24 protein-coding genes are annotated in these 24,542 nt (G+C 37.2%); 22 read left to right on the top strand and 2 right to left on the bottom strand.

The window, feature by feature from the left end; genetic code table 11:
* Positions 1–14 precede the first annotated feature (14 nt).
* The 22 genes from pseG (at position 15) to ABJE44_RS08460 (ending at position 20,149) form a co-directional block, all read left to right on the top strand.
* Positions 15–1,052, top strand: a complete 1,038-nt coding sequence (gene pseG, locus ABJE44_RS08565; RefSeq protein ID WP_348111627.1) for a UDP-2,4-diacetamido-2,4,6-trideoxy-beta-L-altropyranose hydrolase — start codon at positions 15–17, stop codon at positions 1,050–1,052.
* The gene (gene pseH / locus ABJE44_RS08560) at positions 1,049–1,648 is read left to right on the top strand and encodes a UDP-4-amino-4,6-dideoxy-N-acetyl-beta-L-altrosamine N-acetyltransferase (protein WP_348111626.1); all 600 of its coding nucleotides are present in this window, start codon (positions 1,049–1,051) and stop codon (positions 1,646–1,648) included. The genes pseG and pseH overlap by 4 nt, the downstream gene beginning before the upstream one ends.
* Positions 1,649–1,656: 8 nt before the next feature.
* Positions 1,657–1,911 (top strand): acyl carrier protein, encoded by a 255-nt coding sequence (locus ABJE44_RS08555; RefSeq protein WP_348111625.1) that lies wholly within the window; start codon positions 1,657–1,659, stop codon positions 1,909–1,911.
* A gap of 6 nt (positions 1,912–1,917) precedes the next feature.
* Positions 1,918–3,249 (top strand): AMP-binding protein, encoded by a 1,332-nt coding sequence (locus ABJE44_RS08550; protein ID WP_348111624.1) that lies wholly within the window; start codon positions 1,918–1,920, stop codon positions 3,247–3,249.
* Positions 3,242–3,967 (top strand): SDR family oxidoreductase, encoded by a 726-nt coding sequence (locus tag ABJE44_RS08545; RefSeq protein ID WP_348111623.1) that lies wholly within the window; start codon positions 3,242–3,244, stop codon positions 3,965–3,967. The genes ABJE44_RS08550 and ABJE44_RS08545 overlap by 8 nt, the downstream gene beginning before the upstream one ends.
* 75 nt (positions 3,968–4,042) lie before the next feature.
* Positions 4,043–4,996 (top strand): glycosyltransferase family 2 protein, encoded by a 954-nt coding sequence (locus ABJE44_RS08540; RefSeq protein ID WP_348111622.1) that lies wholly within the window; start codon positions 4,043–4,045, stop codon positions 4,994–4,996.
* Positions 4,997–6,181, top strand: a complete 1,185-nt coding sequence (gene glf / locus ABJE44_RS08535) for a UDP-galactopyranose mutase (RefSeq protein ID WP_348111621.1) — start codon at positions 4,997–4,999, stop codon at positions 6,179–6,181.
* Positions 6,175–7,485, top strand: a complete 1,311-nt coding sequence (locus tag ABJE44_RS08530) for a capsule biosynthesis protein (RefSeq protein WP_348111620.1) — start codon at positions 6,175–6,177, stop codon at positions 7,483–7,485. The genes glf and ABJE44_RS08530 overlap by 7 nt, the downstream gene beginning before the upstream one ends.
* A complete protein-coding gene (locus ABJE44_RS08525) occupies positions 7,482–8,591 on the top strand; it encodes a methyltransferase domain-containing protein (RefSeq protein ID WP_348111619.1) in 1,110 nt (369 codons plus the stop codon). Before ABJE44_RS08530 ends, ABJE44_RS08525 begins: the two co-directional genes overlap by 4 nt.
* Entirely contained in the window at positions 8,572–9,801 is a 1,230-nt protein-coding gene (locus ABJE44_RS08520; protein WP_348111618.1) for a glycosyltransferase family 2 protein, read from the top strand. Before ABJE44_RS08525 ends, ABJE44_RS08520 begins: the two co-directional genes overlap by 20 nt.
* A 72-nt stretch (positions 9,802–9,873) precedes the next feature.
* On the top strand, positions 9,874–10,692 hold the full coding sequence (locus ABJE44_RS08515) for an FkbM family methyltransferase (RefSeq protein ID WP_348111617.1): 819 nt from the start codon (positions 9,874–9,876) through the stop codon (positions 10,690–10,692).
* A 62-nt stretch (positions 10,693–10,754) separates the two neighbouring features.
* Positions 10,755–11,447, top strand: coding sequence for a phytanoyl-CoA dioxygenase family protein (locus ABJE44_RS08510; RefSeq protein WP_348111616.1), 693 nt, complete (start codon positions 10,755–10,757; stop codon positions 11,445–11,447).
* Positions 11,437–12,528 carry a hypothetical protein gene (locus ABJE44_RS08505; protein ID WP_348111615.1) on the top strand — a complete coding sequence of 364 codons (1,092 nt, stop codon included), beginning with the start codon at positions 11,437–11,439 and terminating at the stop codon, positions 12,526–12,528. Before ABJE44_RS08510 ends, ABJE44_RS08505 begins: the two co-directional genes overlap by 11 nt.
* A gap of 26 nt (positions 12,529–12,554) precedes the next feature.
* Positions 12,555–13,397, top strand: a complete 843-nt coding sequence (locus ABJE44_RS08500) for an N-acetylneuraminate synthase family protein (RefSeq protein WP_348111614.1) — start codon at positions 12,555–12,557, stop codon at positions 13,395–13,397.
* The gene (locus ABJE44_RS08495; protein ID WP_348111613.1) at positions 13,397–14,578 is read left to right on the top strand and encodes an SIS domain-containing protein; all 1,182 of its coding nucleotides are present in this window, start codon (positions 13,397–13,399) and stop codon (positions 14,576–14,578) included. The genes ABJE44_RS08500 and ABJE44_RS08495 overlap by 1 nt, the downstream gene beginning before the upstream one ends.
* Positions 14,575–15,252 (top strand): acylneuraminate cytidylyltransferase family protein, encoded by a 678-nt coding sequence (locus ABJE44_RS08490; protein WP_348111612.1) that lies wholly within the window; start codon positions 14,575–14,577, stop codon positions 15,250–15,252. The genes ABJE44_RS08495 and ABJE44_RS08490 overlap by 4 nt, the downstream gene beginning before the upstream one ends.
* Positions 15,249–16,028, top strand: a complete 780-nt coding sequence (locus ABJE44_RS08485) for an SDR family oxidoreductase (RefSeq protein WP_348111611.1) — start codon at positions 15,249–15,251, stop codon at positions 16,026–16,028. Before ABJE44_RS08490 ends, ABJE44_RS08485 begins: the two co-directional genes overlap by 4 nt.
* Positions 16,025–16,849 carry a sugar phosphate isomerase/epimerase family protein gene (locus ABJE44_RS08480; protein WP_348111610.1) on the top strand — a complete coding sequence of 275 codons (825 nt, stop codon included), beginning with the start codon at positions 16,025–16,027 and terminating at the stop codon, positions 16,847–16,849. Before ABJE44_RS08485 ends, ABJE44_RS08480 begins: the two co-directional genes overlap by 4 nt.
* Entirely contained in the window at positions 16,849–17,601 is a 753-nt protein-coding gene (locus ABJE44_RS08475) for an SDR family oxidoreductase (RefSeq protein ID WP_348111609.1), read from the top strand. The genes ABJE44_RS08480 and ABJE44_RS08475 overlap by 1 nt, the downstream gene beginning before the upstream one ends.
* On the top strand, positions 17,601–18,416 hold the full coding sequence (locus tag ABJE44_RS08470; protein WP_348111608.1) for an SDR family oxidoreductase: 816 nt from the start codon (positions 17,601–17,603) through the stop codon (positions 18,414–18,416). Before ABJE44_RS08475 ends, ABJE44_RS08470 begins: the two co-directional genes overlap by 1 nt.
* A gap of 18 nt (positions 18,417–18,434) precedes the next feature.
* The gene (locus ABJE44_RS08465; RefSeq protein ID WP_348111607.1) at positions 18,435–19,475 is read left to right on the top strand and encodes a methyltransferase domain-containing protein; all 1,041 of its coding nucleotides are present in this window, start codon (positions 18,435–18,437) and stop codon (positions 19,473–19,475) included.
* A 38-nt stretch (positions 19,476–19,513) separates the two neighbouring features.
* Positions 19,514–20,149 carry a class I SAM-dependent methyltransferase gene (locus tag ABJE44_RS08460; protein WP_348111606.1) on the top strand — a complete coding sequence of 212 codons (636 nt, stop codon included), beginning with the start codon at positions 19,514–19,516 and terminating at the stop codon, positions 20,147–20,149.
* A gap of 191 nt (positions 20,150–20,340) precedes the next feature.
* Here ABJE44_RS08460 and ABJE44_RS08455 read toward each other — a convergent pair whose 3' ends face one another.
* Together ABJE44_RS08455 and ABJE44_RS08450 are read right to left on the bottom strand one after the other, a co-directional pair.
* A complete protein-coding gene (locus tag ABJE44_RS08455) occupies positions 20,341–20,526 on the bottom strand; it encodes a hypothetical protein (protein WP_348111605.1) in 186 nt (61 codons plus the stop codon).
* Positions 20,527–20,957: 431 nt separating this feature from the next.
* Complete coding sequence (locus ABJE44_RS08450; protein ID WP_348111604.1) at positions 20,958–24,476, bottom strand: 6-hydroxymethylpterin diphosphokinase MptE-like protein; 3,519 nt, start codon at positions 24,474–24,476, stop codon at positions 20,958–20,960.
* Positions 24,477–24,542: the final 66 nt, after the last annotated feature.

Genomic DNA, 24,542 nt, shown 5'->3' with positions numbered 1-24,542 from the left:
TCGATTAACACCTGATGCGTATAGTGTTTAGAGTCGAGGGAGACCCCAATATTGGGCTAGGGCATGTTATGCGTTGCTTGGCTTTAGCTCAGAGTTTAATTAGCAGTGGTCACACTGTGGTTTTTTTGATGTCTAAATCTTCACAAAGCTTTTGTCAAAATCGTTTTGATTGGGTAGGGGACATACTTCCTCTGATAACTAATGAAGCACAAGACGAAGCAAGCTGGGTACAGCTGCAGTGTATTGAATTGAAGGCCGATTGGTTAGTGTTAGATGGCTATCAATTTACACAAGGGTACCGCCAAGCTTTAGTGACTCACCATTATCGACTTGCCATTTTTGATGATATTAACAATAGTGGCAATTTGTATGCTGATGTCGTGATAAACGGGGTCAGCAATGGGGGAGCTTTGAATTATGAGGCGACGGCTCCACACGCCCAGTTAGCTGTGGGTAAAGGTTATCAAGTATTAAGACAAGAATTTTTGCAGTTATCGGACCGAAGTTGGTCCAGAAGGCGTGGCTTAACGTTAATGTTTGGTGGCAGTGACCCACATAATTTAACTTTGTCTGTATTAGAAGCATTAGCAAAGTACCATGTTGCAATCCCTATTACGGTTATTACTGGTGCCGCTTATAGAAATTTAAATGATCTTAGTAAATTTATCGCCAGCTGTGATTTACCTGTTACCCATTATCATGAGTGCCATACAATGGCTGATGTACTGGCTAATAGCTGTTTAGCTTTATCTGCAGCTGGGGGCAGTCAGTTTGAATTGTTAGCTTGTGCTACTCCCGCAATTTTACTAGTGGTGGCAGATAACCAGAAGCGCGCGAGTGAAGAGGCTAAAAAGCAAGGTTGGTGTCAGGTCTTGAATCATCAAGAGCAAACTTCAGAACAGCTTGTTAAGCATTGCTTAGCCCTTTGGGGTGATGCAGATACATTATTCTCTATGCATCAACACGCTATGAAACAAGCGGTAATAGATGGGGCTGAAGCCATAGGTGAACTTATGTCAAAAATAACCAGTTCAACTGAGTCTAATTTATGAAAATTGGTTTGCCTTCCCATGAATTTAGACCTCTTACAGAACAGGAACTTACGTTAGTTTGGCAATGGCGCAATAGGCCTAGAATTCAGCAAAATATGCATAATAATGAGGCAGTGGCATGGCAAAGTCATTGCAATTGGTTTGAAGGTTTACAAAGAGATCGCAGCCGAAGTTTTTTTGTTTTGTGGCAAAACCAACGACCAATTGGTGTACTTAATTTTTCAGGGTTAGATACATTTACACCAGAATGGGGCTGCTATTTGGGGGAAACAAACGTGTGGCCTGGCAGTGGCATAATGTTAGAGGTTGCTGCTTTAGATTACGCAGTTATGGGGTATGTAAGAGAAAATCAACTTAAATATAGCCATTTATTAGCGCAAGTCTTGTCCTTTAATCATGCTGCAAATAAAATGCATAAACTATTTGAGTATGAACAAGTTAGGCAAGAGCCCGCTGCTGAACGAGATGGTAACCCATTTACTGTATTACATTACAGTTATGAACTGAAACAGTGGTTACATAAACGTGAAAAAGTGCTCAATAAGCTGCCTAAAAATATTCGTTTAGCCAGTACTCAAATACAGTTTTTAGAATAGGAGTCCCCTTGAATTTAGAACAACAAATTAAAGATGCTATGCAACAGGTAGCCGAGTTAAGTGACTGCCAATTAATTGAGCCAATCGAAGCTAATACCTTATTGCTTGAATGTGGTTTAGACTCTTTAGGTTATGCCATGTTAGTAGCACAGTTAGAAGAGGATTTAGGATTTGATCCCTTTACTGAATTAGCCATAGAAACCTATCCTAGTACCTTTGCCGAGTTTTTAGCTATTTATCAACAATGTAAAAGTAACCAATAAGTCTATATGACTAACCTGATATCCCAATTAAAAAAACTCGAGACATCAGGTGTTATAAGGACTTCAGCTCAAAAATCATCAATTACAGACTTAATCACTAAAGCCTATAGAATTAGGAGCCGCACGCCACAACTGGCAGCAAAAAAAGTGGCGATACTCCCAGGCCCCTTAGAAGATTTAGTTGTGAACTTGTTAGCCTTTGACGGTTTTTGTGAAGCAATTTATTTATGCCCAGCAAATACCACTGTACCACCAGTGGAAGGTATACATCTATGGCCACTTGTTAGCGAAGCATCAACAGATATTAAATCTCCAGCAATAAGTAAGCAAACTACTTGGTATATCCCTACATCAGGTACTACAGGGAAGCCTAAATGGTTTGGTCATACATTGGAGGCTTTGACCGCTAACATTAAACACAGTACGAACCTACAAAAATTAACATGGGGTCTGTTATATCAACCCTTTCGTTTTGCTGGTTTACAAGTGCTGTTGCAAGCATTACTAAGCACCGCTGACTTAGTGGATGTGACAGGACTCGAACCAATAAAGCAAGTAGAACTAATGGCTTTGCATCAGGTTACTGCTGTATCTGCAACCCCAAGTTTATGGCGACAACTTTTGATGACTCAGCAATTAGATACATTACCTTTAAGGCATATTACCTTAGGTGGTGAGATAGCCGAACAAGTGCTATTGACTCAGTTAAGTCGTTTATTTCCCAAAGCAAAACTGCGACATATTTATGCTTCAACTGAAGCTGGTGTTGGTTTTGTGGTAGCTGATGGCCAAGCAGGATTCCCAACAAAGTGGCTTGATAACCCGAGCTCACCAATAGAGTTAGATATATCAGAGAAGCAACATTTACTGGTTAAGCCTAAGTGTTCAGTAGAATCAGATGCTCCACTGCTACTGAACTCAACAGGCTTTATGGATACCCAAGATAGAATTGAAATAATTGGCGACCGAGTTTTCTTTTTAGGAAGGGCCACTGGAGCCATTAATGTGGGCGGCAATAAAGTTTATCCAGAAAAAGTAGAGCAGGTATTGTTAAGCTGTGACGCCATCAGCCAAGCTAGGGTTTATGCTAAAAAAAGTGCCATGATGGGGGAGTTGGTAGCCGCTGATGTTGTGCTACTTAGTGATCCTCTAATAATGTCTAGTGATCCTCTAATAATGTCTAGTGATCTTAGTACGATAAAACTACAAATACTAAAAGAATGTAAAAAACAATTGCAACGCTTTGAAATTCCTACCAAAATCTCATTTGTTGATAATGTGTCGTATAACCCAAGTGGGAAACTTAATAGACAATCAAACGGGAAACAGCATGACTGAGTACGTGATAGTAACGGGTGCAAGTAAAGGATTGGGCTTTGCTATTTGTGAACAAGCTGTAGCACTAGGTTATAAGGTAGTTGCCCTTGCTAGAAGTTTTTCAGAACCTTTAAAGGCGCTGCAACAAAGTCACCCTGATTCAGTTCATTATCACAGTGCTGATCTAGCTGATTTAGAGCAGATAGCCTCTCTTTGTAAGAAAATTATCTCGCAGTATGGCCGCCCTTATGGGTTAATTAATAATGCAGCTGCTGGCCATGATGGTGTACTCGCGACTATGCCTAATTCTGCTATTGAGCATTTAATGCAACTGAATATTCAAGCTCCTATTTTAATGAGCAAATATTTAGTACGTTCAATGATGTTGAATCGCAAGGGGCGCATTATCAATATATCGTCCATCATTGCTAAAACAGGCTTTAATGGTTTAAGTGTCTACGGTGCAAGTAAAGCTGCTCTTGAAGGCTTTAGTAAATCACTAGCAAGAGAAGTAGGTAAAGCAGGTATCACAGTGAACTGCGTAGCACCCGGGTATATGCAAACAGACATGACCAGCAGTTTGCAGGGTGACAAACTAGACAGTGTTAAAAGACGCAGCCCCCTTGGAAAACTCGCTACAGTTGAAGATGCCGCTGGTATGGTGATGTATTTACTCAGTGAACAAGCCGCATCCATAACCGGTACAGTAATGACAGTTGATGCGGGTAGTACCGCTTAGGGCTATATTAAAGCTGTTAGTCTAGAGGCCGATACATGATTAATATTAATTTTTATGGGGTTAAATTGAGGGCGTATGAAGTTATCTGTATTAGTTCCTGCCTATAATTTAGAGGATTATATAACCCCATGCTTATTGTCAGTTTTAGAGCAAGATGCTGAATTTAAGTATGAAGTAATAGTCTGTGATGATGCATCAACCGATAGCACTAGGGCAAAAATAGCAGAATTGGCGATTTTGTTCCCTGATGTTTTACGGCCAATCTATAAAGCAAAAAATGCTGGGCTTGCGGCTAATATGACTACTTTGTTAGAAGCTGCGACAGGTGACTACATTGCGTATCTTGATGGAGATGACATAGCCCTCTCAAGCAAACTGCAAAAACAAGTAGATTACCTAGATAGTCATGATGATTGCCACATGGTGTTTCATGAGTCAGATATGTTTGACTCCGATACCAACAAAACCATTAAAATGTATTCTCAAGAGTTCTATAACTGGTCTTATATTCCGCCTCGTTCAAATATCGAACATATGATTAGGTACGGAACCTACATGCAAGCTAGTAGTGTGATGTTCAGAAATCATACTAATCTACGAAATAGTGTTTCTGCAGATTGTAATATTATTTTTGATTACGCTTTTTATATTTCCAATGCTGGTTTTTTAGGTGCAAATATTGATTTTATTCCAGAAGTTTTAGGTAGATACCGTATTCATAAAAATAGCTTCGGGCAACAAACTAGTCGGTCATATTCAAGACGTGAAAAATCACTGCAAGATATTGAATTAGCTTGCAGAAACGCCCTACAGTTTGGCGTAAGCCAACAAGTGATTGGAGCTGGAATTGCACACCATAGATTTGCTGCAGCATTGTATTTTTTATTTCGACAAGAACATGATCTATTTATTAAATACATTGAACTAGCATCAAATAATCATTTGTTTTTTAATGATAAACATAAGACTGTTTACGAGAATAGACATACTCCAAAGCGGCTCAAGCAGTTGTTAAGTGAATCTATTTAGATGACTGATTTTGATGTAATAGTTGTTGGAGCTGGGTTGTCGGGCGCTGTTATGGCAGAACGTTTTGCCAGCCAACAAAATAAAAAAGTATTGGTTGTAGAGCAACGTGAACACATAGGAGGTAATTGTTATGATTATCATAATGAATATGGCATAACTGTACATAAATATGGCCCCCACTTATTTCATACTAGTAAAGAGCATGTGTGGGAGTATCTGAGCCAATTTACTCAGTGGACACCATACGAACATAAAGTGTTGGGTTCTGTTAATGGTAAGTTGGTGCCAATTCCTTTTAATCTGAATACTCTACATGCCTTGTATCCTAAAAATGAAGCCCAAGAAATAGAAGCGTTACTGGTAGAGCATTACGGACTTGGTGGCAAAGTCCCTATTTTAGAGCTAAGAAAAAGCTCATATGAAGAGCTCCAGCAGCTTGGTGAGTTTGTTTATCAAAAGTTTTTTGTCAATTATACATCTAAACAGTGGGGCTGCTCACCAGAGGATATCTCTCCAGCGGTAACTGCTAGAGTACCTGTCGTAATATCCACAGATGATCGTTATTTTCATGATAAATATCAGGCAATTCCTAGTAAAGGTTACAGCCACTTAATTACTAATATGCTTGAACATCCTAATATAAGTATTCGCTTAAATTGTGATGCTACAAAGTTGCTTAAATTAAACATGGATAGCCATACTATCTCATTTGATGACAAAATATTTACAGGTAAACTAGTCTTTACAGGTATGTTAGATCAACTTTTTAATTACGTTGAAGGAGAGTTACCCTATCGCTCTTTACAGTTTGATTTTCAAACCTTAAAGCAATCAGAGTTTCAACCCGCAACTACAGTTAATCACCCTAATGAACATGTCTATACACGTATTACAGAATTCAAACATATTTTAAAACAGCAAACCTCTCACACAACAATAGTTAAAGAATATCCGCAGCAATATGACAGGAATGATGAGTCCAAAAATGTACCTTATTATCCTATTTTTAATGAAAAAAATCAGCAAAGTTATGATTGTTATAAAGCGTTAGTCGATTGTTTTCCTAATATCCTTTCCACAGGCCGCTTGGCTGACTACAAGTATTATAATATGGATGATGCGGTAGAGAATGCTTTACAAAATTTCAATAAGCTTGTGGATATTAAGAGACAAATTGTATGTTAGTAACTCAAGCATTGGTCGCAAATGCTAAGCGAAAATTATGTAAAATAGCAGACTTGAAAGGTCAAGATTATTGTCTTGTTGGTGATGGGGCTTATGCTAAAGCGTTATTGGATCATTTGGTTCAGAATGAAATTACATTACCTTCGTCTTGGTGGGTGAGTGAGCGTCAACTCGACTATCCGCAAGTCGTGCAATGTATTGAGAATGAACAAGTTACTATTAACGAAAAAAATATCGTTTTGGGAACTGGTCATTTTCAACTAGAAATGATCCAAAGGTTAAAAGCAAGATGTACGGAGCAATCGGTATTTTGGGATTTAATGTTATGTGCCCCTAAAAATGAAATGAATTTAGGCGCAAGTAACGAACAACCCAATCACTATCTGCTTTACATCGATATGTACGCTGAAATCAATATACCGGCTTATTTAAACAATTTTTTTGAATATGTAAAAACGAAAGGAACACAAGTGAGAGCCCATCATCCATTAGAGGCCTTAACTAATGAATATATTACGGGTGCAACAAATGTAATTGTTTGGAATGGATCAACCTCTGCTTTTTTACCTTTATTGCGACAAATAGATGAGTTGAATATTAACATTACATACGCAGAGTGTGGCTTTTTTCCACAGCATCAATATTTTTATTTTGATAAACAAGGTGTGAATAATAATAGCCAGCTATATACCGATAATCTTAGCTGGGTAGATGAGACTATGATGCAAACAAACAGTATTCAGTGGCATCAACAACATTCAGTATTAGTAAATAATAAAGCCAATATCGACGACTATATATTTGTTCCACTACAAGTACCTAGCGATTCTAATGTGCTAAATCACTCTAGGTTTACGAATGGGATGCAGGAGTTTATAGATCACATCGAAGCGAAATATCAACAGCAAAAAGTGGTGTTTAAACCCCATCCCAAAGATCGGTTGAGCCTTACTTATAAATATTCCCATGGAAAGGTATCTAACGATGATACTCAACAATTAATAGCACAGGCCTGTTTAGTGCATGGGATAAACTCTTCTGTTTTATACGAAGCCGCACTGCAAGGTAAGCCTATCAGAGTTGAGGGAGAGTGTTTGTTGTCTAAACATATGCATCAGATTGATAAGTTATTGGCAGCAATATGTTCTAGGCAATTTAATATTGATGAGATTGATTTTAATACAGAAAAGCTTAGTCAATTTAGTTATCTAAACTTTAGTTCTTGCGATAGTCACTTAAAAGCAGATGTGAAGTTTAAATTAAAAACAAAAAATAGCTCCCCTGAGCAGGAGAAAGTAGTGTGAAGAAGTGCCAGTTAACGCGAATAAATTACCAATATTGTCTAACAGATACAACTACTCAAACAATACTACCCAATGTTTGGGAAAAATTTGCTGACAATAATACGATTGAGTTATTTGTTGTCGAAAATATTTTACCTTATTTAACCAGCATGGAAGCAGATTTAGCTATGTTGGTTTGGTTTGATGCATTAACTGTCGGTGGGGAAATTGATCTTAGTGTACCTAATACTGATTACTTTATTGAAATGTGGCAACAAGCAAAGTGGGATAATTCTAATTTACTTAATTCTGAATCTGAGGCTCGCACTGCATTTGCAGGGTTGTGGGGAGCGCAAGAAAACTGTAATCCGAGAGATAATATTTATAATGAAAATTTTCAATGTGTATACAAGTCAGGATACAACGCTCCAAGGTTAACGCTGTTATTAGAACGAGCTGGATTTTGTAATTTAAGTGTTATCAGTGATGGTGATAAAGTCAAAGCTACAGCTACTAAAACAATGGATCGGGGTGAAAGACAAATTACCACTAAATATGATCAAATTCGTCCCGATCACCTTAACCGCTACGAGTTTGCTTGTCACCAAATTGGAAAGATAGATGAAGACGCCAAGTTATTAGATTTAGCTTGTGGCATCGGTTACGGCACCTTAATGTTAGCCAACAAAACAGGCGCAAAAGTAACTGGCGTAGATATTGAGCAAGCTGCAATTACTCATGCCAAACAACATTTTAGTAATAATAAAACAGACTTTATATGCCAAGATGCCAAGTTATTGGACATAGAATCTAGCAGTAAAGATGTAGTCGTATCTTTTGAAACTATAGAGCATGTAGATTTTGACCAGCAATTACTGGATATATTTTTCAATGTGTTAAAGCCTGGTGGGCGATTGATTTGCTCTACTCCTAATCAAGACGTGATGCCTTATGATAAACACAAGTTTGCCTATCATATTAAACATTACACAAACTCAGAATTAGTTAAATTATTAACAAAGTCTGGTTTTGTAGATATTAAGCTTTTTGCACAATATGATCCTGTTGGCGGTAAAGTTGTTGAAGGTCAAAATGGGAGTTTTACCATTGCTATCGCCGTTAAGTAGAATACCATTTTTTAGTGTTGTTATTCCGGTTTTTAATCGTGAAATGCCGTTGGCTAAAGCTCTGGAATCACTATTAATTCAATCAATTCAAGATTTTGAAGTATTGATAATTGATGATGGATCTATTCCTTTGGTTGCGACTAAAATTCGCGAATTAATCATTAGTTTTAAAGATGACCGGATAAAATTACTTAGACATGATAATAATAAGAATGGTGCCGCAGCTAGAAATACTGGTATTAAAGCTGCCAAAGGGACGTTTCTGTGTTTCCTTGATTCGGATGATTTTTGGTTACCGAATAAACTTGAACTTGTGCAAGCATGTATACAGAACTCTAAAAATAATAAAGCCTTTTTAATACATCATCAGTATCAAAATTCTCAAGAAGGTGTCCTGTCGCCCCCTTTGCCCTTAGTTGCAAAACAATGCAGTGAATCTGTGGCTCATTATTCTTTTGTTACGAACAATGTCGGTGGCATTCAATCTAGTACTATTTGTGTACCTACAGATTTAGCAAAAACGGTAGGCTTTGATGAAACGCTGCAAGGTCATCAAGATTGGGAATTTGCCTTAAAAGTAGGAAAATTAACTAAGGATTTTAGGTTTATCAAAGAGTCTTTGACTATTCGAGGAAAAGACTCAAGGGACAGCGTTGCCGAGCGACTGAATTGGAAGTATTCACTGTGGTTTTACTCTAAAAAAGCAAAGTACTTTGAAAATGAATCCGCACTCTATTTTTTTCAGCGAGTTGTTTTGAGAAAGGCTAAATTCTCGTTTGTGATTCTACCTGTTTTCTTTAATCAACTATTTTTGAGAGTATTACTAGCTAAACCATTAGTGACACTTAGAGTTTCGTTTACATTTCTAACCCAAGTCTTTCAACAAAAAAAACGATTACGTGCGATTGAACTATATTGCAAAATTAATGGTGTTAAAAACGTTATAATTTGGGGCGCTAATGATTATGCAAAATCATTAATATTGTCTTTCAATAAGCGAATGAAGATCACTAAAATAATTGACTCAAACACAACGTTTACCAATAGCCAACTTTTAGGCATAAACATTGTGCCAATTCGGGCGATAACTAGAAATGAGTTAGATAATGTTGATGCGATAATACTGGCAACTGACAAACATCAACAGTCGATGAAAGATGAATTGTCTACGATATCTCCAACGCTTTTAGATAAGGTTATCGAGTTTTGAGCACGTAATTCTATCCTTATATGTCTTGCAGAGTTTGCTTGCTACGTTTTTTGAATCAAAAGGCCCAATAATATGTGGTATCCAGAGTTTTTATTAGGTATCCGACGTTACTATCATAGAGATGGAAGGAAGGGAGTCGTTTATTATCTAAAGCATCGCTTTTATAACAAACTTATTAAACCTTTTAGACATTCGGACTTGTTCGTATATCTCAATCCGGAAAGAGTTATAGCCCGGCGCTTTGAAAAGACACTAACAGTGATTGAAGATGGTAAGTTCTATAAAATGGGAAACTATTTTTTGTCTAATCAATATGAATTATCAGAGGACTCTATTATTTATTCTCTGGGTGTTTTAAATGATACGGCGTTCGACCAAGCCGTTAGTGATACTTTTGGTTGTAATATATTTATGTTTGACCCATCAATTATTGCATCAAGACACCTTGCAGCTATTAGTAACCCTAAGTTTATTTTTCGTGAAGTGGCTGTTTGGATCGAGAAAACAAAGATGCAATTTTCGTCTCCTTTATATGGCGGATCGCCATCTATGATTTTGGAGCACGAAGGTAAAACATTTGAAGCTCAATGTGAGCCTTTACTTACATTAATGGCCGATAATCATCATGATATTATTGACGTGCTTAAGATGGACATAGAGGGGGCCGCCCCCTTTATTTTGAATAACATTTTAGACAATGGTATTTACCCGAATCAAATTATCGCTGAATTTGAGAGGCCAAATAATAAAAGAGTGGAGAGTTTTTTCGAATTTTACCAAGTGCTAAGAAGCCTTATCAATCGTTTGGAGGGGCTTGGGTATAAAATACGGGTCATGCCAAGAGATAAATTCAGTTATTTTTCACTTGAATTGATTTTTATTAAATGCTGAATTTTTTTTCTAACTTTCAATCGGTTAAGCGTCTTTTTCGCTATGAAGTAAAACGAATTAAAATGCGCATTCCGGCCTATACCGATGCTCTTTTACGTGAAGTTTTAGTTAATGGTTATGCAGTAGTTCCTAATTATTGGTCTAGAGAAAGGTGTGAAATTTCCTGTGGTAATATTGACAGATTGATTGCAGACCCAAGTGTTAAAGTTTGGACTGATAAATATCACGCTGACCAAAGAGTAATGGGCGTTGAAAATTTGCAACCAGATCTTGATTTGATGAGTAATTCACTGTTGTCATTGAGGTTAAAAAATCTTTTTGGTACGAGCAGTTTGTCTGGGTTTAATATGGCATCAAAAATTAGCTTTGTGCCCAACAATCTAGGTTCGGGACAAGGCTGGCATCGTGATGTGGCGGTCTCTTACCAATTCAAAGCTATATTGTATTTGTCTGATGTAGATACACATTCTGGTCCATTTCAATATTATAATAAAAGTGGTAATTGTCTTGCTATGTTGAACCTAGAGCGTAAAGAAAAGCTGCCAATCGATCAAAACCGTTTTACTGAAAAAGAAGCTAAATTATTTGATCAAAGATGTATCACAGAGATCTGTGCCCCAGCGGGTACGCTAATTCTAGCTAATACCAGAGGGATCCATCGAGGAAAGCCCATTTCATCAGGCAACAGGTATGCGTTAACTAGTTATCAATGGCCTCACGCCATCCCTAATCATATACAACCATATGTCAATTAATCCTTTTCTTGCAGTTACAACGAACAAACCTAGTCTGGCATTGGTTTCATCGCCATATCAATTGTTAGGTGCGATAGAATTTCAGCTTGATATAAATCAGCTTTTTGATCTGCATGTGGTATTTACAGCAATGCCAGGTAGCACCAATGAAAAGCAAATATACGAGTTACTAGAAACCTTTAAGATTAGTCACGTTAAAAAATTATACTTGAACAACTCAGGTTCGTTACGACAACGTATCGAAAGTTATGCCAAGGTAGTTTCAACACTGAGAATGGACTACGAGTCCATTCTTTTAGGCGATATTCGACACCATTGGATGCAAGATATTGCTTGCAGCTTAGACGCTAAAAATTACGTTATGGTAGACGATGGAGCTGCAGTATTGTCTATCTATCAACATATTCTTAGCCAGCAAGGATTTTACCTTCCAGTAGAGCTATTCCCAGAAAGTTCAGTCTCACGACAGGAACAAGCACAGATAATAAAAATTGACTGTGGCTTGACAATAAGGCGAAGAAAACTAGGCATTTATTCACTTTTTAAAATACCCAGTCCATTTTATTTTAAGCGGCATAGTTTTAATAATGTCCTAAAAGTTTTGGGACATGTTAGGCAACATCAGTGCGAAAATGAGATACATTTTATCGGCACACATTTTGTAGAATTAAAACTTTTATCTGAGTCTGATTATTTTTCATACCTAAAAAAAGTTCGCTCTATGTTCTCTGCTGATGTCAACATTGTATATTTTGCTCATCGAGGCGAAAATATCTCGCAAAAGAGGCCGCAACTCGCCAAAATAGGGTTTGAGTTGCGAGAAATTTCATATCCATATGAAATGTTCTTAATGCAAACCGAAAAGCTTCCTCATCGGTTAATAGGTTTTTACACAACCTGTTTGTTTAATGTGAAAGCTATTTTTGCCGATACCATAACTATTAACTGCATCAAACTAAAAAACGAACAGTTGCAAAGTTTTAAAGAAGCAATATGGATGCAGGAGTGTTTTACACTTTATGATCAGGTCATTTCTATTTATGAGCAATTAGATAGAGAAGAGATTACAACTTTATTTTAATTCGACAAAATTGCGAAAGAGGTTTTATGAGTATTTTTATAATCGCGGAAATTGGCATTAATCACAATGGAGATATTGCCATAGCGAAACAATTGATTGATGCAGCAAAACAAGCTGGCTGTGATGCGGTAAAATTTCAAAAAAGAACATTAGATCTTGTTTATACAGCGGAAGAATTAGATACACCAAGAGAGAGCCCCTGGGGACGAACAAATAGAGAGCAGAAACAGGGGCTTGAATTCAATGATAAAGAATTTTGGGAAATCGACTCATATTGTAAAGCAGCAGGGGTAGCGTGGTTTTTTTCTGCTTGGGACTTAGCTGCACAAAAACAAATGGAAAAGTTTGACTGCCAGTACAATAAGGTAGCCTCTGCACGCATCAGCCATATAGCGTTATTAGAGCAAATTGCATCCGAAGGTAAACATACCTTTATTTCTACAGGCATGGCCAGTGGCGAAGAAATCACGGCTGCGGTTAACATATTTAAAAAGACAAATTGTTCATTTGAATTAATGCATTGCGTCAGCACCTATCCAGCGAAACCTGAAGACTTGAATTTGAACTGTATTGCAACTTTACGCGAGCAGTATCAGTGTGATGTTGGTTACAGTGGTCACGAAATTGGTCTATCAACCTCAGTAGCCGCTGCAGCACTCGGCGCTACGTCAATTGAGCGGCACATCACCCTAGACAGAGCAATGTATGGTTCGGATCAATCCGCATCAGTAGAACCCCAAGGGTTTCAAAAATTAGTGAGAGATATTCGTGTGGTTGAATCGGCAATGGGGGATGGGATAAAACGTATTTTAGATGCTGAAGTTCCTATCGCAGCGAAGTTAAAGCGAACCGCTGATTTGGTTGCTTAATGGATAAACGTTTTAAAAAAAGCTTAACTGAATTTATTGATGATTACCCGCTGCTTTCTGAAAATTCTGGGGTGCTCTTTGATGCGTTCCAAGTTCTTTTAGCTACAACGTTAAAAGGTGGCACCATTTTTACATGTGGAAACGGTGGGAGTGCAGCAGACGCAGAACATATAGTTGGTGAGTTAATGAAGAGCTTTGCTTTTCAACGACCTCTACCGCCAAGTGATCATCAAAAAATTATCAATACGTTAGGTGAAATGGGTGATGAGTTAGTTAATCATCTTGAAGGGGCGATAAAGGCAATAGCTCTAACGGAGGGCATAGCTTTTGCGACAGCTTTTGCCAATGATGTGAGTTATCAATATGCTTTTGCGCAAAAACTTTATGGTTTATGCCGCCAAGGTGATGTTTTAATTGCGCTTTCAACTTCTGGTAATTCAAAAAATATTGTAGCTGCTGCACAAGTGGCGAAAAGCATGGGTGTAAAAGTCATTCTGCTAACTGGGCAATCTGGTGGAGAGTTGCATCAGTGGGCCGACATTAGCATTAGAGTACCCGCTGTTAAAACCCATAAGATTCAAGAGCTACATTTACCAATATACCATTTTTTATGTTTTGTGTTAGAACAGCATATCTATGGGATTGAAAACATAAAACCCGTTTCTGATCAAATAACTACACCGATTAATCCTTCAGCGAATAAACTCCAAAATAAACTCCAATATGTGTCACATATAATATTTGATTTTGATGGAGTATTAACTGATAACAAAGTCTGGGTTAACCAAGAGGGTATCGAAAGTGTCAGGTGTAGTCGTGCTGATGGGATTGGTAACCAACAATTAAAGCTGGCAAAATTTAAGACGATGCTCCTCTCTACCGAAGCGAATCCGGTGGTCTGTGAGCGAGCTAAAAAATTAGATATACCTTGTGTGCATAACTGCTCAAATAAGGCAGAGTTCATCAGAAAATTTTTAAAAGATAATCATTTGCAAGCCCAAAATATCATGTTTGTGGGTAACGATATTAACGATTTAGAAGCAATGAAGCTGTCTGGTATACGAGTTTGCCCAAATGATTCACATATTCGCATCAAAGCGATAAGTGATTTTGTGCTTCCGGTAGCAGGTGGAGAAGGTGTTATGCGTGAAGTCGCTCAGATATTTGGTGTTGGTGAATGAATATTGTTTGTATTATTCCTGCTCGCGGTGGTTCTAAGGGCCTACCAAGTAAAAATATAAAAAACTTTGCGGACAAACCATTATTAGCATGGAGTGTACTCCAAGCTAAAGCGTCGTCTAAAGTGAATGCAGGTGTGTATGTATCCTCTGACAGTGCAGACATTTTACGCGTCGCTGAACATTATGGTGCAAATACAATTTTGCGACCAGATAATCTATCGACAGATACAGCCTCTTCTGAAGCGGCTTTGATTCATGCTATGAACACCATAATTAAAGAAAAAAAAGTAGATTATGTGGTGTTTTTACAATGTACATCACCCATCAGGCTCGCCAACGATGTCGATGATGCTATCGATACTATTATTCAAGATTCAAGTGATAGCTTGCTTTCTGTTCAGGCGCTAACAGATTATTTTGTATGGGAAAAAAAAGGTGCTGTCGCAAACTCCCACAATTTTGATTATACCAATAGGCAGAGGCGACAAGATTTGCCAACACGGTATTTAGAGAACGGCTCTATTTACATTTTTAAACCTGAAGTGCTGATAAAAAATAGAAATAGGCTAGGCGGAAAAATCAGCTTATATCCAATGGAAAAAATCGCATCACAACAAATTGACGATATAGCTGATTTTGAATTTTGCGAAGCCATTATGCGAGGAATGAATTGAAACCAATAGTAATGGTAACTGGAGCAACAGGATATTTTGGACGGTACTTTGTAGAGCACTTAAAGGCTAAATACCAAATAATTGCAATAGGCAGAGATCAGGCTAAGTTAGATAGTTTGTTTTCTAGTGAGGTGATTAAAAAGGTAATAGATTTGCACGATGTTATCCAAGTTAAATCAGTAATGCACGAACTGCTTCAGCAGTACGATATTTTTGGTTTGGTCAATAATGCCTACCCGTTAAATTCGCAGAGTGGTTTTAACACCCCTCAAGGACAATTGGCAAAACATGATATTAGCATGTTTGACAATGCCTTTGGCTGTGGGCTATTTAGTCCTTTTGTACTGATTCAAGAGTTAGGTAACTATCTTATAGACAAACGCAAAGCTGGAGCGATAGTCAACATATCATCGATGTATGCCAGCGTCGCGCCTGATCCCAGTTTGTATGAGGGTAAGTCAATATCGAATCCTATCTCATACGGCATGGTAAAAGCAGGTATGGAATATATGACTAAGTACGTGGCTAGTTTTTGGGGGCCGTATGGAATTCGCTGCAATGCTATCGCGCCTGGCTCTTTTCCAAATGTTGAATTTTCTAGTGAAAATGCGACAACAGACAATGAGTTTATGCAAAGACTGGTAGCCAAAACCTGTAACAATAGAGTGGGACGACCGCAAGATTTACTCGGAATTTTATCACTCTTATTAGCTGAGGATAGCCAATATATAAATGGTCAGGTCATCCCTGTAGATGGGGGCTGGACAGTTAGATGAATATTGAATTTGGTATGATGCAAGGACGTTTAACACCACGTTACCAGGGACGTTATCAGTGTCATCCCAACGGTCACTGGCAGAGTGAGTTTTTTGTCGCTAAGTCTCTTGGTTTAAGCTTGATTGAGTTTATAGTTGACAGTTGGTATCTAGAGGACAATCCATTGTTAAGTCATGATGGGTTAGCAGAACTTCAAAAGATTAGTGATGAAAGTGGTGTACGAGTCAAGACGCTTTGCGCTGATGTATTTATGGATATGCAGTTTATTGGTAACAGCGCAGCACATGCATTAAAGCTACTTAATCAATTAATCACTATCTCTTTAAAACTGGGTATCAGAGATATTGTTATTCCCTGTGTTGATAGGTCTAGCTTGCAGAATTTCACTAGTAAAACGGATGAGTTTGTCAGGCTATTAAAACCAGTATGTCAGTATGCGTCGAGTTTAGGGATAAGGCTTAATCTTGAAACTGACCTTCCACCCAAACCGTTTAATTCATTACTCAATATGTTGGGCAGAGATAACATATGGGTTAATTATGATATCGGAAACTCAGCAAGTTTAGGATTCTGTCCTGACGAGGAGTTCACCCTGTATGGGGATAGAATAAGTAATGTGCACATTAAAGATAGAACATTGAACGGCGGCTCAGTAATTTTAGGCACCGGAGACGCTAATTTTCAGTCTGTTATTGCTCAGCTTAAATCTATCAATTTTTCTGGACCACTTATTTTTCAAGCTGCAAGAGCGGAGTCTTTTATTGATGATTTGACAGGTGTTAGAAAACAAATTAATTGGTTTACGCAGCAATGGTATTAGTGGAAGTCCAAAAAGTAGCAGTGATATCCGGTTCAACGAGCGGTATAGGATATTGCATTGCTGAACAATTATTAGGCGCTGGTTATTATGTTTATATCAATGGCAGGAGCCAGAAAAAGTGTGACCAAGCATACGCAAAGCTTACTGCTATATCGCCGAACGTAAGTTGTCTTGTAGGTGATATAAATTGCACTGAAAACTATATCAGTTGGTTAAGGCAGCTCCAAACTCGACACCAAACTATTCAACTTTTGGTGTCAAACGTTGGTTCGGGGAAATATCCTAACAGCCAAAACATTAATATTGATGTTTATAATCAGGCCATGGGTGTTAACTTTTTTTCAGCTGTTACTTTTTGTCAGGAATTTATCTCCCACTTAAGTCAGCCATCTGCAGTTGTATTCATAAGTTCAATTGCGGGGGCAGCTCCCTTAGGTGCGCCTACCCCTTACGCCTGTGCAAAAGCAGCGCTGAATATGTATATGAAGGAACAAGCATTGCGATTTGCCAAACAAAGTATTCGGTTTAATTGTATTTCACCAGGCAACGTGATGTTTGACGGCAGTACATGGGATGAAAAACTGCAAAAAGACCAAGGGCAAACATTGGATTATATCGCCAAAAATGTACCAATGAATTGTTTTATTGAGCCTAAATCAATAGCGAACATAGTGTTAACTATTGCAAATACACCTGAGTTAACGGGACAAAACCTGGTTATTGATGGTGGTCAAATAGTGGGGCGCAGTTGATGAATGAATTTAATTTGAAAAACAAACGCGTGATTATTACAGGTGCAGCCGGATTACTGGGTCAACAGCACGCTATTGCATTAGCTGCTCATGGAGCTACCTTGGATCTGGTTGATATTGATTTGCAAAACTTGAATTGTGTCCAAAAAAGTCTGCCAGCCAATACTCGAAGCGCAATATACCAAGTAGATATAACCGATGAACATCAAGTTGCTGATTTTTGTGAAGGCTTAAGACGGGAATCATTAGAAGAACAGCAGTTGGTGCTGATTAATAATGCAGCTATAGATGCAAAAGTTGATTCAACAGGAAGTAAAAACCTATCTCGCTTAGAAAACTTTGATTTCAACCAATGGCAAAAAGAAATTTCGGTTGGGTTAACTGGTGCTATGTTGTGTTGTAAACATATTGGAAGTTTAATGGCACAAAGAGGAACTGGGAATATTATTAATATCGCTTCAGATCTTGGAGTAATCGCTCCAAATCAGGGACTTTATGAAGATCATAGTTTGCCATCCGATCAACAACCCGTAAAACCTGTTACTTATTCTGTTATTAAACACGGTTTGATTGGGTTAACAAAATATGTAGCGACCTACTGGCCAACCATAGTCCGTTGTAATGCATTAGCCCCTGGTGGTGTGAAGGTACAACAGCCAGCCCAATTTATACAAAAAATTAATCAATTAATTCCAATGGGGAGAATGGCAAATATTGATGAGTATCATGGTGCTATTCAATTTTTAGCTAGTGATGCTTCTCGGTATATGAATGGTCAGGTTATGGTTTTAGATGGTGGCAGATGTGTCTGGTAAAAATAATAAGGAGGAACCGTGCAGATTTTTCGTTTACCTTTAGATGCTCACATTGTTGGTAGAACGCTTTCTAACGATGAAGTAGCCTCTAAACTAGCAAGGGTTAATAAAAGGATTTTATTTGTCGTTGAGGCTGATTTCACATTTGTTGGCAGCATCACCCAAGGAGATTTACTTGCCGGTAAAATAGATCAAGAAAGCGTCACAGCCGGTGATGTTTGCAATAAACAATCTATCGTTTTAAAAGCCTCTCTTTCAGACCAAATAATTAGTCGTTTCATGACGCCTATTATCAAGTGTATCCCTTTGTTGAATGAAAAAAAGCAATTAGTTGAGATTGCTTGTTTATTAGAAACCACTGAAAAAGTGAATTTAAATGTAGGAGCTGGGGGGGCACCAATTGATGCATTTATAAACTTAGATGTTACTTCAGATTGGTATAATCAACATCACCAAGACTTAGACTTTGTTGAGTATGATATTCGAAAGGATAACTTACCTTATAATGATTCGACGGTTGATAATATTTATTGTTCGCATGTTATAGAACACATTGAAAATGATGCGGTAGAACGCTTTTTAGAAAACTCCTATCGTAAGCTAAAGCCTGACGGTGTATTACGAATCGCTTGCCCAGATGCTGAGTTTCTGTATAAAACCTGTCTTTTTGATAACGATTTTTGGTTTTGGAGGAGAGATTGGTTTAGGCAAAATTTTCCACAAAAATATTTAAATAATTTGACGCAGAGAGACTTTTTAATCAGGGAAATTTCGACCCCAAGAGTCAGAGAGGATTTTGTTGACCAAGCTAAGTGGACGCCTGATAGAATGGATGAAGTTCTTCATGAATTAACTCAAGGCTTAGTGTTCGATTTAGATAATATAGGAAATCATATTAATTTTTGGACATTTAATAAACTTGAAAAAATGGGAGCAAAAATTGGCTTTAAACATATTGTTGATAGTAAGTATCAAGGTAGTATTTCCCAAGATATGGTCGGCTCTCAATTTGATAGAACTCGTCCAGGTATGTCTATGTATGTCGATTTCGTTAGATAAACTAATGTCGACTTTTTTAATAAATATAAGGATCTGTAATGCCGACATTATTTGAGATTGCTCAGGGTTGTAATACCGATAAAACCATGCCTTCTGCGACGCATGGTCACAGTTATTTGCACATATACGAAAAATTTTTATCGTTTCTAGATCAATATTCTTCATTACGTATCCTTGAAATTGGTGTGCGTTACGGTGGTTCGATTAATATGCTACAAAAACGGTTTCCAAACGCTTTTGTTGTAGGTCTCGACATTGAACCTTGTGAATTTGCTGTGCACGACCAATCTCGATATGAGTTCTTTCAAGGAAGGCAGGATGATACTGAAATATTGGCAACTATAACTAAAAAGTTTGAGAGTTTTGATCTGATAATTGATGATGGCAGTCACCTAATAAGTGATTATGTTAATACTTTTTTATTCTTACAAAAGTACTTACGTAAAACTGGGTTTTATATTATCGAAGACTTACAGAATAATTATTATGAACACAATTTAACTCGCTCAACTAAAGCAAATAATAACGGCGAGCAATTTAACCAATTTCAAGCGCAAATGATGAAATCACTACATCTGAGTAAAAGTTATAACCTTTCAAATTTAAGCCCTAACATGTTCTCCATTCACCATTATCCAGGTTTTATGGTACTGACTAAATCTTTTGTATTTTAGTCAGTATGGAGTTTATTTGGGGGGCTATTGAGACCCTTATTTATGGTTGTAGTTGTTAATTTCGATTCAACATTTGTTTTTTTGTGATTGTATCGAATATGGGCGAGGTGTTAACCGAGTTTTTTTTAGTATGTTTTTGCGGCATTACTAAATTTAAATAAAGATAGGATAAAGGTTTTCTTAAATAGAAATTACTCATGCACGTCCTTTTTAATAAACTGCATTTCATAACCAATGTATTGTGTTTTATCAGATAACTCAATTTCACCAAGATATTTATGTTTCCAGCCAACTAATCTGCTACTGTCAAAAATTTCGAATCCTTGGCGATTAGAAAATTCTTCTATTTGGTAATATAAAGGTTGTCCCAATTGCATTTCGTTATGCCATTATTCAATCAATAGTCCGATGTGTTTTTTCAATCTACTTTACCGTGAGGTTAGAAACTGACGTCTGTAATCACATTCTTGCGACTTTAAAGGAAGTGACAAGTCGGCAGGTGTTCCTGCCGTTCACTAGAATGTATTTGTCATGAAATGTGAGGATAAAACGATTTCTCTGTTCTTGTGTGTTGCATATTTTGCAGTGGGAAACTTTGAAATTTATCTTTGAGGTATTAAAGGCTTTGTTCAATGAACGACTTCTCTTCACGTAATAAATTTTAGTTGGTATTGTTAATTAATCAGCTCATTGCCTATTTTCTCAATATGTTTAATTATTCCTATCGTAGTGACAATCGTTTGTAAATTAAAATTTCAGCTCTGCTGCAATTGAGATTAGAGAAAGTTGTTGCCATAAGTTAACCTGTTCAAGTCAGCTGCTTTTCACGCGTGAAACTTCTGATGAGCCTTTGTAATCTTGTTAACTCTTCATTGTCTACTCGCCTGAGCACAAGGTCTTCATTTTTTAAACTTTGTACTACTACTTTCCCCCTAGATCCACCGGTACCCATTATATTTATCGCTTTTTGACGAGAATCGCATAGCAAAATATAATTCGAAAAATCAATTATACTAACGTTTTTTCCAATCTGAATTGGTGATTGCGAATTTATGTCTTTACTGTTTAAAATTATGTGCTTTGGCAATATTAGGTGGCAACTGTGCTCATTCATCAACGCTCTTAAGGCTGTGTTAGCCATAAAATATTCGTTATTCAGCGTTTGATTCCTACCAAAGAAGAGCGGCATCATTGTGATATCGTTATTAATTGATTTTGAAAGTTCTTCTAATGATGATAATTCTTTTATTAGAATTGTTCCGCGACTAGCAATCTTAGGTGATTTTATACGTGCGCTATTTTTGTCTTTGAAATAGCGCACTTGATAATCAGGTTTTGTATCAGAGATATCAGACTGCAGTGTTAAGAACGGAAACCGTTTTGATATCAAATACTCTATGTTTTTTCGAAATGTAGAGGAGTCAGTTTCAATAGATAATGCACGATTTTTAAGTGATTTACCCCAAAGCATTTCATCGCGAGCAACAAAATTAAAGTGGGACGTATCGAAGTTTTCAATGCCACTACTTAAAATTACTAGCTTAATAACATCAATGGTTTGTGACCATTTTTCTTTTGCTTGATAACAGATATCCTGAATATCAAGAATGTCGACTCTATTCGTTAATAGTTTAGTCAAAACCGCATTTGCGTAATTAACCGTGCCATATAAGTAGTAAAACAATAGCGATTTACCTGTTTTATAGGACGTGAATAACATTTCTTTTTGTTTATTAATAATAAACTCTAAATCTTCAGCGCAGGTGATTTCTTTTTCTAGCAAAGTGTCAAAAGCACTGATTTCTTGTAGCAGTAATTCTTGTGAAAATTGCCTTTCGAATTTTTCTGAATAGTTTTCTAATCCATTTGAAGAAAATACTGTAGTCTTTAATACATCTAAAGTTCGTTGTTTTTGTTCAAATGTTGCAACAATCAAAAGGTCGTCAGGCCTTATTGGCAATGTACCTTGTATTTTAGCTCCATCGCTGCAGTTATAGAAAGATTGTGCTTTAGGTTTTGCGGCTGTTACTTGCTCAATAACTTGCCTTGATACTTTGAATTCGTGTTTGGTGTTGACCGTTGGACGGAAGTTTCCGGGGACAATCAAAGAGGTGTTATTTTTCTCTGAGTAGTCATAGGTTTCTTGCCCATCTTCTTGGTAATAACCAGAGGATTTTGAGTGATGATGTTTTACACTAACAAAGCCTAAGTCGACCCCAATTAAATAAATGCTGGTAAACCCCATGCAGCTAAATAAATCACATACAAAGTTACTTACCGTGGGGAAGGCGTTTTGCAGTACCTCATAGTTTTCACGGCCTAAAACAGTTAAAGCCGATACAGTAGAAGACTCGCCTTCTTTAAATGCCACCATCACGTCTTTATATAGTTCGCATGTATCTGGATGTATACCGTTGCATGAGAGTAAAGTAATGTCTTTTAAGTACTCCAAATCACCTACTAATACGGCCCAGTCAAAGGTACTGCGGTTTTGCTCTATTTCTGCATGAAAATCTGGTGTGATGTTCTGCCTATGTAAAGCTTGTAATGCAGTACCACAACTAACAACAATGCTCTGACCTTGCCATTCTTTTATTGCTTCAATTGAACTATCTAAAGATGGACCATTACCTACAATAAATATTGGTACTTCTTTATCATCATAACTAAGTTTGTCTGCTGGATTTGCCGTTAAAATAGGAGTTTTACGTTTCATGCCTTCTTTTGTATGGGCTATACCGTAATAAGCATGGTCGAAGTACTCGCCCATTGAGATAACCACTTGCAACTGTTCTCTGAGCTGGCTAATAGCCGAGTTTAATGAGGCGTTGTGGTAACTTTGATAGAAATAGGTACTGCTTAAAATATAGGGGCCAATGGAGTAGAACTGGTTTAATAAATCTCTAAATAGGTTCGTGCCATCATCGCCAATATTAAGATAAATACGAGATTCAGATTTTTCTACAGTTTCAAATATTTCCTGCCAGTCAATAGCAAAGAGTGAGCCATAAAAAAAGTCAGGGTTAGGCTCACAAATAAAGAGCTTTTCTACTATGTGCTCATCTAGTAATTTTTCTAGTTGATACCCAGCTCCTAACCCAAACATAATAATAGAGGCGATTTTATCTGGTAATGCGCCCACTTCTTCTTCAGCTTTTTGCAGTAGTTCTTCCGTTTCTTTTACAAATTGATAGTGGATGTAGTGGGCTAACTTTGTTCCTTTATAGCCTAGTACTAAACCGTCTTTATTAGGTTGTTCATTGAAGTTTTCAAAGTTAAGTACACACTCATACTTAGGTGACTCACCATACCAAGAGTGTAAATCTTTAATATGTAATAAATTTACTTCGCCGTTGCTGTTTTCAATTGGAAGCCATTTTTGCGGCCTGTAATTTTTAAACTCATCATAAATATCTGGAAAATATTTCTTCAGAGCATTGAGGTTTTTTAAGAGCCTTTCGTTGCCAGGTTGCAGTAAAGTATGGGTTTTTAGTTCTATGTTAGGTGTCCAACTTGTCACATAGTCTAGGTAATTTTCTTTAGTTTGGATTGAAAAGCCAGTGTCTTCGATATCACCCCAATTACGAGTACTAATATCCAATTCTAGAGAGTCAAATACTTGATGATTATAATGCTTATATAAATGAAAACTCGATATCCCACAGTGCTGCACCAATTCATTTACATCTTTAACTAAGTCTCTACCGTCTTTACCAAGCTGCAGAAATATTGAAGTGCCTTTTTTTTGTATCAAGGAGAATATATTACTCCAGCAAGTATCCATCATTGAGCATTTAAAAAACTGAAACTCTGGTTCGTATATTACGATATTTTTAATATTGTGCTGTTCAAGTAAAGGTTCTAAATGTAGGCCTAGTCCGCAGCCTAAAATTACTAAACATTCTATATCTTTTGGTAATGGCTCCAGAGATTCATGCAACTTTACGCTCGGCAGCGATTCAATGCTGCTTATATCTTCTTCATCAGCATTACTTGTTGCAATTTGTTCGTTGTTATTTAGCCATATTTGCGGTGAATGCTGTTGTTTTTTAACTAACTGCTCTAAAACTTCTTGTTTTGGATGAAATCCGTATAAAGTCCGGCCTTGTCCGTAATCGACTATATTGTGTTCACCATATTTATTAATAAACAGGGAGTAGTTAGCTAAATCGGTAGATTTTATATAATTAATTAGTGAAGGGACATTTCTTTGGAACGCGTTAAGATTCGCATGTTGGGTTTCAAGAATGTGATTGGCTAGCTGATCTTCTAACCGTGCCTGTTTTTGTTCATCTTTTTCAATATGTAAACGAATATTTTTAAGCATTTATGTTGTGAACTCTTATTAAAAAACCAAGCAATAATTTCATTATTCCATTGATACTCTAGTTAC

The organism is Paraglaciecola sp., assembly GCF_039942875.1.
GTDB lineage: Bacteria > Pseudomonadota > Gammaproteobacteria > Enterobacterales > Alteromonadaceae > Paraglaciecola.
Note: the sequence above shows the minus strand (reverse complement) of the source record. Positions and strands in the feature narration are given on the sequence as shown.

Bases quoted from the DNA above. Each gene is read 5' to 3' on its own strand.
- pseG (WP_348111627.1), top strand. From the start codon at position 15: ATGCGTATAGTGTTTAGAGTCGAGGGAGACCCCAATATTGGGCTAGGG.
- pseH (WP_348111626.1), top strand. From the start codon at position 1,049: ATGAAAATTGGTTTGCCTTCCCATGAATTTAGACCTCTTACAGAACAG.
- ABJE44_RS08550 (WP_348111624.1), top strand. From the start codon at position 1,918: ATGACTAACCTGATATCCCAATTAAAAAAACTCGAGACATCAGGTGTT.
- ABJE44_RS08545 (WP_348111623.1), top strand. From the start codon at position 3,242: ATGACTGAGTACGTGATAGTAACGGGTGCAAGTAAAGGATTGGGCTTT.
- ABJE44_RS08540 (WP_348111622.1), top strand. From the start codon at position 4,043: ATGAAGTTATCTGTATTAGTTCCTGCCTATAATTTAGAGGATTATATA.
- glf (WP_348111621.1), top strand. From the start codon at position 4,997: ATGACTGATTTTGATGTAATAGTTGTTGGAGCTGGGTTGTCGGGCGCT.
- ABJE44_RS08530 (WP_348111620.1), top strand. From the start codon at position 6,175: ATGTTAGTAACTCAAGCATTGGTCGCAAATGCTAAGCGAAAATTATGT.
- ABJE44_RS08515 (WP_348111617.1), top strand. From the start codon at position 9,874: ATGTGGTATCCAGAGTTTTTATTAGGTATCCGACGTTACTATCATAGA.
- ABJE44_RS08510 (WP_348111616.1), top strand. From the start codon at position 10,755: ATGCGCATTCCGGCCTATACCGATGCTCTTTTACGTGAAGTTTTAGTT.
- ABJE44_RS08505 (WP_348111615.1), top strand. From the start codon at position 11,437: ATGTCAATTAATCCTTTTCTTGCAGTTACAACGAACAAACCTAGTCTG.
- ABJE44_RS08500 (WP_348111614.1), top strand. From the start codon at position 12,555: ATGAGTATTTTTATAATCGCGGAAATTGGCATTAATCACAATGGAGAT.
- ABJE44_RS08495 (WP_348111613.1), top strand. From the start codon at position 13,397: ATGGATAAACGTTTTAAAAAAAGCTTAACTGAATTTATTGATGATTAC.
- ABJE44_RS08490 (WP_348111612.1), top strand. From the start codon at position 14,575: ATGAATATTGTTTGTATTATTCCTGCTCGCGGTGGTTCTAAGGGCCTA.
- ABJE44_RS08480 (WP_348111610.1), top strand. From the start codon at position 16,025: ATGAATATTGAATTTGGTATGATGCAAGGACGTTTAACACCACGTTAC.
- ABJE44_RS08470 (WP_348111608.1), top strand. From the start codon at position 17,601: ATGAATGAATTTAATTTGAAAAACAAACGCGTGATTATTACAGGTGCA.
- ABJE44_RS08460 (WP_348111606.1), top strand. From the start codon at position 19,514: ATGCCGACATTATTTGAGATTGCTCAGGGTTGTAATACCGATAAAACC.
- ABJE44_RS08455 (WP_348111605.1), bottom strand. From the start codon at position 20,526: ATGCAATTGGGACAACCTTTATATTACCAAATAGAAGAATTTTCTAAT.
- ABJE44_RS08450 (WP_348111604.1), bottom strand. From the start codon at position 24,476: ATGCTTAAAAATATTCGTTTACATATTGAAAAAGATGAACAAAAACAG.